This is a genomic window from Streptomyces sp. NEAU-174 (assembly GCF_052665095.1).
Window position 1 is genome coordinate 358,812 of the sequence record NZ_JBQTCE010000003.1, and the last position, 13,195, is coordinate 372,006.

10 protein-coding genes are annotated in these 13,195 nt (G+C 72.9%); 8 read left to right on the plus strand and 2 right to left on the minus strand.

What is annotated here, in order from left to right:
- Window positions 1-132 precede the first annotated feature (132 nt).
- The 6 genes from mce to ACT2CW_RS10970 all read left to right on the plus strand — a co-directional run bounded on the left by mce (window position 133) and on the right by ACT2CW_RS10970 (window position 9,849).
- Window positions 133-597, plus strand: a complete 465-nt coding sequence (mce, locus tag ACT2CW_RS10945; RefSeq protein WP_138913774.1) for a methylmalonyl-CoA epimerase — start codon at window positions 133-135, stop codon at window positions 595-597.
- Window positions 598-844: 247 nt separating this feature from the next.
- Window positions 845-4,873 carry a polarized growth protein Scy gene (scy, locus tag ACT2CW_RS10950; protein ID WP_445516421.1) on the plus strand — a complete coding sequence of 1,343 codons (4,029 nt, stop codon included), beginning with the start codon at window positions 845-847 and terminating at the stop codon, window positions 4,871-4,873.
- A 259-nt stretch (window positions 4,874-5,132) separates the two neighbouring features.
- On the plus strand, window positions 5,133-6,071 hold the full coding sequence (locus ACT2CW_RS10955; RefSeq protein ID WP_037958439.1) for a cellulose-binding protein: 939 nt from the start codon (window positions 5,133-5,135) through the stop codon (window positions 6,069-6,071).
- A 526-nt stretch (window positions 6,072-6,597) separates the two neighbouring features.
- Window positions 6,598-7,557: a hypothetical protein gene (locus ACT2CW_RS10960; protein WP_445516422.1), complete on the plus strand. Its 960-nt coding sequence runs from the start codon at window positions 6,598-6,600 to the stop codon at window positions 7,555-7,557.
- Window positions 7,558-7,636: 79 nt separating this feature from the next.
- The gene (locus ACT2CW_RS10965) at window positions 7,637-8,881 is read left to right on the plus strand and encodes an ABC transporter ATP-binding protein (protein ID WP_182472039.1); all 1,245 of its coding nucleotides are present in this window, start codon (window positions 7,637-7,639) and stop codon (window positions 8,879-8,881) included.
- Window positions 8,878-9,849, plus strand: a complete 972-nt coding sequence (locus tag ACT2CW_RS10970; protein WP_445516423.1) for an ABC transporter permease — start codon at window positions 8,878-8,880, stop codon at window positions 9,847-9,849. Before ACT2CW_RS10965 ends, ACT2CW_RS10970 begins: the two co-directional genes overlap by 4 nt.
- Window positions 9,850-9,914: 65 nt before the next feature.
- Here ACT2CW_RS10970 and ACT2CW_RS10975 read toward each other — a convergent pair whose 3' ends face one another.
- Window positions 9,915-10,232, minus strand: coding sequence for an ATP/GTP-binding protein (locus ACT2CW_RS10975; RefSeq protein ID WP_164432887.1), 318 nt, complete (start codon window positions 10,230-10,232; stop codon window positions 9,915-9,917).
- A gap of 210 nt (window positions 10,233-10,442) precedes the next feature.
- Between ACT2CW_RS10975 and ACT2CW_RS10980 the strand changes: the two genes are divergently transcribed.
- Entirely contained in the window at window positions 10,443-11,483 is a 1,041-nt protein-coding gene (locus ACT2CW_RS10980) for an LLM class flavin-dependent oxidoreductase (RefSeq protein ID WP_037951006.1), read from the plus strand.
- A gap of 37 nt (window positions 11,484-11,520) precedes the next feature.
- Here ACT2CW_RS10980 and ACT2CW_RS10985 read toward each other — a convergent pair whose 3' ends face one another.
- Window positions 11,521-11,913 (minus strand): SCO5389 family protein, encoded by a 393-nt coding sequence (locus ACT2CW_RS10985; RefSeq protein ID WP_037951008.1) that lies wholly within the window; start codon window positions 11,911-11,913, stop codon window positions 11,521-11,523.
- A 211-nt stretch (window positions 11,914-12,124) separates the two neighbouring features.
- On the opposite strand from ACT2CW_RS10985, the gene nucS reads away from it, so the two are divergent.
- Window positions 12,125-12,787, plus strand: coding sequence for an endonuclease NucS (gene nucS, locus ACT2CW_RS10990; protein WP_037951157.1), 663 nt, complete (start codon window positions 12,125-12,127; stop codon window positions 12,785-12,787).
- Window positions 12,788-13,195: the final 408 nt, after the last annotated feature.

Consider the following 13,195-nt stretch of genomic DNA (forward strand, 5'->3'; position numbering starts at 1 on the left):
GTCCCTTCACGAGGAGAAGGAAGTTAACGAGGGTTATCGTCAATGTACTGACGAGTACCCGCGCGGTCACCGGCCCATCGGTGTGATCGCGCGCACGTTGCGTAACCGACCGTACGGCGGTGCACTGTTCCCATGCTGACGAGAATCGACCACATCGGGATCGCCTGCTTCGACCTCGACAAGACTGTCGAGTTCTACCGTGCCACGTACGGCTTCGAGGTGTTCCACTCCGAGATCAACGAGGAGCAGGGCGTCCGTGAGGCCATGCTCAAGATCAATGAGACCTCCGACGGCGGGGCCTCCTACCTCCAGCTTCTCGAGCCGATCCGGGAGGATTCCGCGGTCGGCAAGTGGATGGCCAAGAACGGTGAGGGCGTCCACCACATCGCCTTCGGCACCGCCGACGTCGACACCGACTCCGAGGCCATCCGCGACAAGGGCGTCCGGGTCCTCTACGAACAGCCCCGCCGCGGCTCGATGGACTCCCGGATCACCTTCCTCCACCCCAAGGACTGTCACGGTGTGCTGACCGAGCTCGTCACCGCCGCGAACCCCGCCGCGCACAAGGCCGCGCACAAGGACGAAGAGGATCACTGAAGCGGACCACTGACCTACCCCTTCCCCGGCCGGTAGAGTGCTGCATCGGCCGGGGTACGGAAACGGAGAGGGTTCGGGGTCCGGCCCGGGCTTCGCCGATGATCTGACACCATTTCTCGGAAGGGCCAGCTCCGGTCCGACCCGGCACGCACTTCGCCTGGTCGGTACCGCAAGGGAAACCGTCGAAGGGACCTCGGGGCACCGCAAGGGACCACGGGAGCCTGAAGGGTTACGGAGCCGGCCGCCAATGCGACCAGGGGACGGATGGGACCGCGCAGTGCGGGGCTACGACCGCTACGAGCCTGACGATCAGCTCTCGAAGTTCGAGGCCGAGATGGAGCGGCTGAAGACCGAGCGGGAGAAGGCCGTCCAGCACGCCGACGACCTCGGCTACCAAGTCGAGGTGCTGCGCGCCAAGCTGCATGAGGCGCGCCGTAATCTGGCGGCCCGCCCCGCCTACGACAGCGCCAACGCCGGCTACCAGGCTGAGCAGTTGCTGCGGGACGCGCAGCTCCAGGCGGACCAGCTGCGCGCCAACGCCGAGCGGGAGCTGCGCGAGACCCGCGCCCAGACCCAGCGGCTGCTCCAGGAGCAGGCCGAGCGGCAGTCCCGGCTCGAGGCCGAGCTGCACGCCGAGGCCGTGGCCCGGCGCCAGCGGCTGGACCAGGAGCTGGCCGAGCGCCGCGCCACCGTCGAGTCGCACGTCAACGAGAACGTGGCCTGGGCCGAGCAGCTCCGGGCCCGTACCGAGGCGCAGGCCCGCCGGCTGTTGGACGAGTCCCGGGCGGAGGCCGAGCAGGCCCTGGCCGAGGCCCGCGCCGAGGCGCAGCGGATGACCGAACAGGCGCGCCAGCGGCTGGGGTCGGAGGCGGAGGCCGCCCGCCACGAGGCCGAGGCGATCCTGCGCCGGGCCCGTAGCGACGCCGAGCGGCTGCTGACCAACGCGGGTACCCAGGCCCAGGAGGCCACCGACCACGCCGAGCAGCTGCGCGCCTCCACCGCCAGCGAGGCGGACCAGGCCCGCCGTGCCGCGGCCGAGCAGACCCGCGCCGCCGAGCAGCGGATGCAGGAGGCCGAGCAGGCGCTGCGGGAGGCGCGCAGCGAGGCCGAGAAGGTGGTCGCCGAGGCCAGGGACGCGGCGGCCAAGCGGCTCGCGGCGGCCGAGTCGGACAACGAGACGCGCACCCGTACCGCCAAGGCGGAGGTCGCCCGGCTGGTCGGCGAGGCCACCAAGGAGGCCGAGCGGCTGCGGGCCGAGGCCGAGCAGCTGCGGGACGACGCCCGCGCCGAGGCCGAGCGGATGATCGCCGAGGCGAGCGACGACGCCCGGGCCCGAGCCGCCGAGGACTCCGCGGCCCAGCTGGCCAAGGCGGCCCGGAGCGCCGAGGAGGTGCTGACCCGCGCCTCGGAGAAGGCGCAGGCCACCACCAAGGCGGCCACCGACGAGGCGGAGCGGATCCGGCGCGAGGCCGAGGAGGAGGCCGACCGCCTGCGGGCCGAGGCGCACGACACCGCCGAGCAGCTCAAGGGCACGGCCAAGGACGACACCAAGGAGTACCGCGCCAAGACCGTCGAGCTTCAGGAGGAGGCCCGCCGGCTGCGCGGCGAGGCCGAGCAGCTGAAGTCGGAGGCGGCCGCCGAGGGCGAGCGGGTGCGCGCCGAGGCGCGCCGCGAGGCGGTCCAGCAGATCGAGGAGGCGGCCAGCACCGCCGAGGACCTGCTGACCAAGGCCAAGGCCGACGCCGAGGAGACCCGCTCCGGTGCCACCGCCGAGAGCGAGCGGGTGCGCACCGAGGCCATCGAGCGGGCCAACGCGCTGCGCCGGCAGGCCGATGAGCTGCTGAAGCGGGCCCGTGGCGAGGCCGATGAGCTGGTGACCTCGGCCGAGGAGCAGGCCGAGCGGGTCAAGTCGGAGGCGGCCACCGCGGCCGAGGAGCTGCGCGAGGAGGCCGAGCGGGCCGCCGAGGACCGCCGCGCCGAGGCCGAGGGCGAGCTCAACCGGCTGCACCAGGAGGCCGAGCAGCGGCTCTCCTCCGCCGACCAGGCGCTGCGGGACGCCCGCGAAGAGGCGGAGCGGCTGCGTAGGGAGACCGGCGAGGAGATCGAGCGGCAGCGCGCCGAGTCCGCCGAACGGCTGAACGCGCTGCGCCAGCAGGCCGAGGACGAGGCCGCCCGGCTGCGCGACGAGGCCGCGGCGGACGCGTCGAACGCGCGCGCCGAGGGCGAGTCGGTGGCCGTACGGCTGCGCGGCGAGGCCGCGGCGGAGGCCGAGCGGCTGCGTTCGGAGGCCCAGGAGACGGCCGACCGGGTGCGCGCGGAGGCGGCGAGCGCCGCCGAGCGGATCGGCGCCGAGGCCGCCGAGGCCCTGGCCGCCGCCCAGGAGGAGGCGGCCCGCCGCCGCCGCGAGGCCGAGGAGCTGCTCGCCGACGCCCGCGAGGAGGCGCAGGCGGAGCGTACGGCGGCGCGGGAGCAGAGCGAGGAGCTGCTGGCCGCCGCCCGGACCCGGGTCTCCGAGGCGCAGGTCGAGGCGCAGCGGCTGGTCGAGGAGGCCGAGCGGCGCTCGGCCGACCTGGTGGCCGCCGCCGAGCAGACCGCCCAGCAGGTGCGGGACTCGGTCGCCGGGCTGCACGAGCAGGCCGAACAGGAGATCACCGCGCTGCGCAGCGCCGCCGAGCACGCCGCCGAGCGGGTGCGCGAAGAGGCGCAGGCCGAGGCCGACCGGGTCCGCGCGGACGCCTACGCGGAGCGGGAGCGCGCCTCGCAGGACGCCACCCGGGTGCGGCGGGAGGCCACGGAGGAGTCCGAGGCCGCCAAGTCGCTCGCGGAGCGCACGGTCGCGGAGGCGATCGCCGAGTCGGAGCGGCTGACCGAGCAGGCCCGCGAGGAGGCGAACAGGCGCCGCGCGGACGCCGCCGAGCAGGCGGACCGGCTGGTCACCGAGGCCACCCACGAGGCCGAGCGGCTGCGTGCCGAGGCCAATGAGACGCTCGACGAGGCGCGGCGCTCGGCCAACAAGTCCCGTGCCGAGGCCGCCGAGCAGGCCGATACGCTCATCAGCGGCGCCACCGAGGAGGCCCAGCGGCTGGTCTCGGAGGCCACCACACGGGCGCAGGCGCTGCGTACGGAGGCGTCCGACGCACGGGCGACCGCGGAGCAGGACGCGGCCCGCACCCGGGCCCAGGCCCGCGGCGACGCCAACAACATCCGCTCGGAGGCGGCCGAGCAGGCGGACCGCCTGGTCACCGAGGCCCGCAACGAGGCCGACCGGCTGCGCGCGGAGGCGAGCGGCGAGGCGGAGCGGCTGCGCAGCGAGGCCGCGGAGACCGTCGGTTCGGCACAGCAGCACGCGGCGCGCACCCGCGCCGAGGCCGAGCGGGTGGAGGCCGAGGCGGCGGCAGAGGCGGAGCGGATCCGCAACGAGGCGCAGGCCGAGGCGGACCGGCTGATCGACCGGGCGCGCGAGGACGCCAACAAGCGGCGTTCGGACGCCGCCGAGCAGGCCGACCGGCTGATCTCCGAGTCCTCGGCGGAGGCCGAGCGGCTCACCTCCGAGGCGCAGGAGGCCGCGCTGCGCGCGGCGACCGCGGCCGAGGAGCAGGCGGACACCATGGTGGGCGTGGCCCGCCAGGAGGCGGAGCGGCTGGTCTCCGAGGCCACGGCCGAGTCCAACGCCATGGTGGAGAAGGCCCGTACGGACTCCGACACCATGCTGGGCGAGGCCCGGGGCGACGCCACCGCCATCCGGGAGCGCGCCGAGGAGCTGCGCGCCCGTACCGAGGCCGAGGTCGAGGAGTTGCACGAGCGGGCCCGCCGGGAGTCCGCGGAGCAGATGAAGGCCACCGGCGAGCGGGTGGACAAGCTGGTCGCGGCGGCCACCGCGCAGCTGATGAAGGCCGAGGAGAAGGCCAAGTCGCTGGTCGCGGAGGCGGAGAGCGAGGCGAGCCGGGTGCGGATCGCGGCCGTGAAGAAGGCCGAGGGTCTGCTGAAGGAGGCCGAGCAGAAGAAGACCGAGGCCGAGCGGGAGGCGGACCGGCTCCGGACCCAGGCCACGGACGAGGCACAGCAGATCGTGGACGAGGGCAAGCGCGAGCTGGAATTGCTCAAGCGCCGCCGCGAGGACATCAACGCGGAGATCTCCCGTGTCCAGGACGTCCTCGAGGCGTTGGAATCCTTCGAGACCCCCGCGTCGGGTGGCGCGGGCGGCAAGGAGAACGGCCAAGTCAAGACAGCGGCGGGTGCGGGTGCGACGAGGAGTGGAAAGCGGTCGGAGGGGTAACCGTATCCGGGGGGACGAGTCTCAGCCGTGCCTATCGAGGTATCGCTTAAGTCTCGCGTCGGTTTCGCGTAAGTCTCGCGTCAGGCTGCGTCCATCACGGCATGTCCGTATCATCCCGACGAGTGACGAGGTCTCCGTCTTACTGCCACTCAAAAGGCTGGAGGTTTCGCAGATCAAACACACGTTGACTCGATGACACGCCGTTCGGCCCCCTAGGATTCCCTCTATCACCTCACCGGTCTCTTTCGACAGGAACCCCATGAGCGACACTTCCTCCCCCTTCGGCTTCGAGCTCGTGCGGCGTGGGTACGACCGCGGTCAGGTGGACGACCGCATTTCCAAGCTCGTCGCCGATCGTGACAGTGCACTGGCCCGTATCACCTCTCTGGAAAAGCGCATCGAGGAGCTGCACCTCGAGACGCAGAACGCTCAGGCCCAGATCAACGATTCGGAGCCGTCCTACGCGGGGCTCGGCGCCCGGGTCGAGAAGATCCTCCGTCTCGCCGAGGAAGAGGCGAAGGATCTGCGCGAGGAGGCTCGGCGCGCCGCCGAACAGCACCGTGAGCTGGCCGAGTCGGCCGCCCAGCAGGTCCGCAACGACGCCGAGTCGTTCGCCGCCGACCGCAAGGCCAAGGCCGAGGACGAGGGCGCGCGGATCGTCGAGAAGGCGAAGGGCGAGGCGGCCACGCTGCGCCAGGAGGCGCAGAAGGACGCCCAGTCCAAGCGCGAGGAGGCGGACTCCCTCTTCGAGGAGACCCGCGCCAAGGCCGCGCAGGCCGCCGCCGACTTCGAGACCAACCTCGCCAAGCGCCGCGAGCAGTCCGAGCGCGACCTGGCCTCGCGTCAGGCCAAGGCCGAGAAGCGGCTCGCGGAGATCGAGCACCGCGCGGAGCAGCTGCGCCTGGAGGCCGAGAAGCTGCGCACCGACGCCGAGCGCCGCGCCCGCCAGACGGTGGAGACCGCGCAGCGCCAGGCCGAGGACATCGTGGCCGACGCCAACGCCAAGGCGGACCGCATCCGCAGCGAATCCGAGCGCGAGCTCGCGGCCCTCACCAACCGCCGCGACAGCATCAACGCCCAGCTGACCAACGTCCGCGAGATGCTGGCCACGCTGACCGGCGCGGCGGTGGCCGCGGCCGGTGCCCCGGGCGAGGACGAGGCGGCCACCCGCGGCGTCCCGGCCCAGCAGTCCCGGTGACCCACGGTCACACCGGAGCGCCCGATGCCCCGCGCCGCCCAAGCGGCGCGGGGCACGCGCATGTTATGGGCCCCGAACGCCTTCCCGGCCTGGCCGGCCACGGCATGGCGGCCGCGCGTCAACGCGCGCGGATCGCGGCCCCCACCGCATAACCGCATAAAGCCGCGCCCCGCGAATCCAGCCCCCATCCGGCGTTTGAGGAGCGGAGCCCCCGCGCGGGTCCGGGCGGACACCGCCCAAACCAGCCCCTCCGGCGTTTGCCGGCCAAACCAGCCCCTCCGGCGTTTGAGGAGCGGGGGTTCGGGGGCGGAGCCCTCGGCGGGGCCGGGCGGGGGCCGACACACCCAGCCTCTCCGGCGATTGAGGAGCGGGGGTTCGGGGGGCGGAGCCCCCGTGCGGGCCGGGCGGGGGCCGACACACCCAGCCCCTCCGGCGATTGAGGAGCGGGGGTTCGGGGGCGGAGCCCCCGGCGGGGCCGGGCGGGGCCCGGTTTCGGGGAGGGGCGGGGTGGGGCAGGCAACCCCCCGTGACCGACCGCACCCTCAAAACCCTCGGCTTCGCCGACGTCCCCGCCCAACAACCCCTCACCTACCCCGGCCGCCCCATCACCCACCCCACCCTCCTCACCACCGGCGAACTCTGGGACCTCACCCCGGCCCCAGGCCGCCTCGGCACCTGGACGGTCAACCCACGCCCCGACGACAACGAAGCCCCCGCAGAACCGTTGGACACCGTCCTCACCCAGCTCGGCCACCCCCCAACCCCCAACCGCCACCCCGTCATCGCCGTCGGCTCCAACGCCTCCCCCGCCCAGCTCCACCACAAGCTGTCCCGCCCCGGCCACCCGGCCACCGTCCCCATGGTCCCGGTCGACGTGCACGGCATCGCGGTCGGCTGCTCGGCCCACATCGGCCGGTACGGCTACGTGGCCTCCGCCCCGTACACGGCACCCGGCGCCCGCACCCCGCTCGTCATCAGCTGGCTGGACGCCGAGCAGCTCGCGGCCGTGGACGCCACCGAGTACCCCAACTACCGCCGCGTGCTGCTGCCCGGCAGCCAGTACCCGATGGTCATGCCGTCCGGCGAGCGGCTCCGCGGCGCGTATCTCTACGTCGGCGAGCGCGGAGTGCTGATGTCCCCGGACGGCACCGAACGCCCCCTCCCCGGCGGCGGCGACCAGAGCGCCCTGCTCACCCGCCTCCTCGCGGGCTCACCACGACTGCGCGCACTCCTCGGCCCGGACCCCCGCGCCTGGGTCACCCGCGCGGGCGGCGACCCCGCGGTACGCAGCACCGGCACCCGGATCTTCCAGGAGGAGGGCTGGGCGCTGCCGCAGCCCGACCTCCTCCGCTGCCCGGAGGACGGGCAGCCCGGCGATCCCGGCGGCTCCGGAGGTCCCGGCGGGCCCGGCGAGCCCGGCGGCTCGGGAGGCCCCGGCGGCCCCGGCGGCGCCAAGAGTTACGATGCGCTCTCATTTCCCGAGTAACGGGAACCGTCAACGCGCCGTTATCCTCCTAACCCTCACGGGGCGAGCACGCCCGACCCATGCTCATGAGGGGCGGAGAATGATCGAGGCAGTCGGCCTCACGAAGCGCTACGGCGCCAAGACGGCCGTGTACAACCTGTCCTTCCAGGTGAGGCCCGGCGCCGTCACCGGCTTTCTCGGGCCCAACGGGTCGGGCAAGTCCACCACCATGCGAATGATCCTGGGCCTCGACGAGCCCACCGCCGGCCATGTCACGGTCGGCGGCTATCCGTTCCGCAAACTCCCCAACGCCCCCCGCCAGGTGGGCGCACTGCTCGACGCCAAGGCGGTGCACGGCGGCCGCAGCGCCCGCCAGCACCTGCTCTGCCTGGCCCAGCTGTCCGGCATCCCGGCCCGCCGGGTGGACGAGGTGCTGGGCGTGGTGGGCCTCCAGAACGTGGCACGCAAGCGCTCCAAGGGCTTCTCGCTCGGCATGGGCCAGCGGCTGGGCATCGCGGCCGCCCTCCTCGGCGACCCGCAGGTGCTGCTCTTCGACGAGCCGGTCAACGGCCTGGACCCCGAGGGCATCCTCTGGGTCCGCAACTTCATGAAGCAGCTGGCCTCCGAGGGCCGCACCGTCTTCGTCTCCAGCCATCTGATGAGCGAGATGGCGCTCACCGCCGACCATCTGATCGTGATCGGGCGCGGACAGCTGCTCGCCGACATGAGCGTCAAGGACTTCATCTCCTACAACTCCGCGGACTTCGCCCGCGTCCGCACCCCCGAGGGCGACCCGGGACAGCGCGAGAAGCTGACCGCCGCGCTGAGCGAGGCGGGCGGCCAGGTGCTGCCGGAGCAGGACGGCGCGCTGCGGGTGACCGGGCTGCCGCTGCCGCGCATCAGCGACCTCGCGCATGGGGCGGACGTACGGCTGTGGGAGCTCTCCCCGCACCAGGCGTCGCTGGAAGAGGCGTACATGCGGATGACGCAGGGCGCGGTGGACTACCGCTCGACCATCGACGAGCGCGCCGCGTTGCAGCAGCAGATGCCGGGCGCGGTGCCACAGGGCGGTCCGTACGGCTATGCGCCGGGCGCTCCGGCACAGCAGGTGGGCTTCCCGCCGGGGACCGTACTGCCGGGCTACGCAGAGCCCCCGGCCCCGCCACAGCAGCACGCCCCGGGCGCCCCGCACACCCCGGGCGCCCCGATGCCCGCCGCCCCGGCGGCCCCGTCCGGCGCGCCCGCCGCCCCCGCGATGCCGCCCACCGCTCCCCCGGCTCAGCCGCCCGCGGCGCCGTCCGCCCCCGCCGATCTGACCAAGAGCGACACCGAGGACGCCCGATGACGACCCCGCACCAGCAGCAGTACCAGGCGCCCGTCCCCCCACAGGGTCCTCCGCAAGGCCCTCCGCAGGGTGGTCCTCCGCAGATGCCGCCACAGGCAGCCCCGCAGGCGGCCCCACAGGCGGCCCCGCATCAGCCACCGCCCTCCGGGCCTCCGTCGCAGCCGTACGCCGGTGTCGGCCCGTACACCTCGCCGATCCCGGTCCGCCAGACCCACCTCGGCAATGCCCTCGCCTCCGAGTGGACCAAGATCAAGTCGGTGCGCTCCACGATCTGGACGCTGAGTGTGATGGTCGCGCTGGTGGCCGGCATCGGACTCCTCGTGGCGGCGAGCACCAGCGACAGCGACTACCAGACCGTGCCCACCACCCTCCCCGGGTTCTTCGGCACCCTGCTCGGCCAGCTGTGCATCGTCACCCTCGGGGTGCTCGTGATCACCTCCGAGTACGGCACCGGGATGATCCGGACCACCCTCACCGCCTCGCCGCAGCGCTCCCGGGTGCTCACCGCCAAGGCGCTGGTGTTCTTCACCCTCTCGTTCGCCACCACGACCCTCGCGCTCGCGCTGGTGGCCTTCGCCAGCACCGGGATGCACAGCGGGCCGGGTGTCCAGGAGCCCACGAGTGAGCAGCTCCTGGGCTCGACGGTCGGCGCCGGGCTCTATATGTCGCTGCTGGGGCTGCTCTCGCTGGCCGTCGGCTGCATGCTGCGGCACTCGGCGGGCGCGATCACCACGATGCTCGGTGTGGTGCTGCTCCCGGCCATCCTCCCCGCGTTCCTGATGATGTCGGACAGCCTCCGCGACCTCGGCGAGAAGATGCAGGAGTACTCCTCGCCGCAGGCGCTGGCCTCCCTCTTCCGGATCGACGAGAGTCTGAACAGCGGCTGGCCCCAGCTGTGGGCGCTGGCCGTGGTCACGGCGGGGGCGATGATCGCCGCCTATGTGCTGATGGAGAAGCGCGACGTGTAGGGCTCACGGGTCCCGAGCGGGGCCGGAGTCGGACGCCCCCGGGCCGTACCCGGGCCGCGCCTGAGTCAATATCGCGGTGCGTTACGGGACCGCTGGAGCTTCGCGCCCCGGCGGTCCCGTGCGTTCCAGCACGCCTTGTGCCAGTGGCGCCGGTCGTCCGCGCCCATGTGCTGCTGCCAGGCGACCACATGTGCCACCCCCGGCGGAATCTCCTGGTCGCAGCCCGGGCAGCGGTAGTGCTTGGCGGCCGCCCCGCCGCCGACCTGCCGGACCACCCACTCCTCGCCCTGCCAGGTCTCCATGCGGTCGAGGCCATAACGGTCCGTACTCTCGTGGCCGACGGGCTTTTCGCCGCCTCGCGGGCGGTTTCGGCGTGGAGACACGGGGCACCTCGACAGAGCTGGGAGCTAACGGGCTGTGACCAGCGTACGCGCTACGGTCACCCTCCGGGAAAGCCGTCATCCACACCCACGCTCTGATCATCATGAAAACTTCATGCGCGGCCGTGCCCTTGGCACGTGTCAGGCGTTAATGCCTACGAGGGGGGATGCCCGCGCCGGCACCGTCAGCCGCGACAAGGAGGCAGTTTCACCATGGATGTGGGGGCTTTCATCCTGGCCGCTCAATTCCCAGGCCAGGGACAGGAGGAGGCGCTGCACCGGGCGGTCCGGTCGGCCGAGCTCTCCGAGGAGACCGGGCTGGACGCGGTCTGGGTCGCCGAGCACCACTTCGTTCCGTATGGCGTCTGCCCGTCCGCGGTGACCCTCGCCGCCCTGCTGCTGGGACGTACCCGCCGCATCGGCGTCGGTACGGCGGTGAGCGTACTCCCGACCGCTCACCCCGTCGCGCTGGGTGAGCAGGCGGCACTGCTCCATCTCCTCTCCGGTGGCCGGTTCACCCTGGGTGTCGGCCGTGGCGGGCCCTGGGTGGACCTGGAGGTCTTCGGCTCGGGCCTGCGGGCGTACGAGCGGGGCTTCCCCGAATCGCTCGATCTGCTGCTGCGCTGGCTGCGCGAGCCCCGGGTGGGGGCCGACGGCGAGCGGTTCGCCTTCCGCGAGGTGGCGGTGGTGCCGCGCCCCGACGACGCCCTCGCCGGGCCGGTGGTGGACGCCCCGCCGGTGGTGGTCGCCTGCACCTCGCCCGCCAGTGTGCGGCTGGCCGCCGAGCGCGGGCTGCCCATGCTGCTGGGCATGCACTGCGGGGACGAGGAGAAGGCCGAGGTGGTCGGCCTGTGGCGGAAGTCCGCGCTGGCGGCGGGCCGTTCACCGGAGCATGTCGAGGCGGTGGCGGCGCGCCATGTCTCGGCCGGGGTGGTGCAGATCGCGGACACCCGCCCCGCGGCGGCCGAGATCCTGACCAAGGCGATGCCCGGCTGGCTGCGGCAGGGGCTTGAGGCGCATGTCACGGTCGACGGCCGGGAGCGCCGGATGCGCGACCCGGTGGCCTATGCGGAGCTGCTGTGCGAGCTGCATCCGGTGGGCTCGCCGCGGCTGTGCGCCGACCGGCTGGCGGCGACCGCCGAGCGCACCGGGATCCACCGGTTCGCGCTGCTGGTCGAGGGGTCGGGCGATCTGGCGGCCACGGAGGAGAACGTACGACGGCTCGGTGGTGAGGTGCTGCCGCTCCTGCGCTGATACACCTCCCCCTGGTGGAGCGGCAGCGTACGTCCCGTCAGCAGTCGCGGAGTTCGGGTGACTGGTTGAGGAGCTGCCCCCGGACCGAGGTGAAGCGGGCGAGGCGCTCGTCGGCCGATGCGTCCATCGGGAAGACCGCCACCCGGTGACAGTTCTGGAAGGCCAGCCGCACCCCGAAGTGGCGCTGAAGGGCGCCGCGTATCGCGTCACTGGCGAGTGCGCGGAGCAGTTGGCCGCGTGCCTGCTCATCGGGCGGCGGCGTCTGGTTGTCGGCGAACTCCCCGCCGTCCACCTTCAGCTGGGCCACCAGCGAGCTGATCATCTCCCATGCGTACGGTAGGGAGTTCCGGACGCAGTCGACGAAGGCCGCTTCGTCGACCTCGCCTCGCTCGGCCTGTTCGAGCAGGGCCGGTGAGACGTCGAGCGACATGGGTTCTCCTCTCGCGACCCCGTGAGCGGGGTCTCAGGGATGGGAAGGGCGGACGGCGACGCAGCGTACCCGTCCGACGACCGCCCGCTTCAACGGTAATTCGGCCACTGCGCCCGCACCAGGAGAATGGGCACACAACCAGCCATCGCCGAAGGGGTCCATCGACGGACGAATCGCGTGCGGCGGTGGTGGTCGAGTAGCGTTGCCGACCATGCGTCTCGTCATCGCCCGGTGCTCGGTGGACTACGCCGGCCGCCTCACCGCCCACCTCCCCTCCGCACCCCGTCTGATCCTGGTCAAGGCCGACGGCAGTGTGTCCATCCACGCGGACGACAGGGCCTACAAACCCCTCAACTGGATGTCTCCGCCGTGCACGCTGAAGGAAGGCGACGACGATGTGTGGACGGTGGTGAACAAGGCGGGCGAGAAGCTCATCATCACCATGGAGGAGGTCCTCCATGACTCCTCGCACGAACTCGGCGTCGACCCCGGCCTGATCAAGGACGGTGTCGAGGCCCATCTCCAGGAGCTGCTCGCCGATCGTATCGAGACACTTGGCGATGGCTGGACGCTGATTCGGCGTGAATACCCCACCGCCATCGGTCCTGTGGACATTCTCTGCCGCGACGCGGACGGGGCGACGGTCGCCGTGGAGATCAAACGCCGTGGTGAGATCGACGGTGTCGAGCAGCTCACCCGCTATCTCGAACTCCTCAACCGGGATCCGCACCTCGCCCCGGTGAAGGGCGTCTTCGCCGCCCAGGAGATCAAGCCCCAGGCTCGCGTTCTCGCCACGGACCGGGGCATTGGCTGCGCGGTGCTGGACTACGACGCGCTCCGGGGCATCGAGGACGACAAGCTCCGGCTCTTCTGACGCGGGCCCACTCCGACAAGCAAGGCCGGACCCGCCCGCCCCGGCCTCCCCTAGGCCGCACGGTCTCCCGCCCGCCCCACCGGAGCGGCCCCCACGGGGTGCCCCCGGACCACGCGCCGGATCCGCCCAACGGAGCTTTCTCCCCTGCGGCGGACCCGCCCACCGGGGCTTTCTCCCCTCCCCGCCCCTTCCCGATACCAAGGGCCCGCCCCTGGACCCCGGGGCCCGGGGCCCGGCGGCCGAGGGGCCCGCCCCGGGGTCCGGGGGCCCGGTAGTCCAAGGGCCCGGGAGTCGCCCCGGGAGTCCGGGGACCCAGGGGCCCGGAGGCCCGGGGCGGAGCCCCACCACGCGGCGGATCTGCACAGCGATGCTTTCCCCTCCCCCCTTCCCGATACCAAGGGCTCCGCC

Bases quoted from the DNA above. Each gene is read 5' to 3' on its own strand.
- ACT2CW_RS10985 (WP_037951008.1), bottom strand. From the start codon at position 11,913: ATGTCGCTCGACGTCTCACCGGCCCTGCTCGAACAGGCCGAGCGAGGC.
- mce (WP_138913774.1), top strand. From the start codon at position 133: ATGCTGACGAGAATCGACCACATCGGGATCGCCTGCTTCGACCTCGAC.
- nucS (WP_037951157.1), top strand. From the start codon at position 12,125: ATGCGTCTCGTCATCGCCCGGTGCTCGGTGGACTACGCCGGCCGCCTC.
- ACT2CW_RS10965 (WP_182472039.1), top strand. From the start codon at position 7,637: ATGATCGAGGCAGTCGGCCTCACGAAGCGCTACGGCGCCAAGACGGCC.
- ACT2CW_RS10955 (WP_037958439.1), top strand. From the start codon at position 5,133: ATGAGCGACACTTCCTCCCCCTTCGGCTTCGAGCTCGTGCGGCGTGGG.
- scy (WP_445516421.1), top strand. From the start codon at position 845: ATGCGACCAGGGGACGGATGGGACCGCGCAGTGCGGGGCTACGACCGC.
- ACT2CW_RS10980 (WP_037951006.1), top strand. From the start codon at position 10,443: ATGGATGTGGGGGCTTTCATCCTGGCCGCTCAATTCCCAGGCCAGGGA.
- ACT2CW_RS10970 (WP_445516423.1), top strand. From the start codon at position 8,878: ATGACGACCCCGCACCAGCAGCAGTACCAGGCGCCCGTCCCCCCACAG.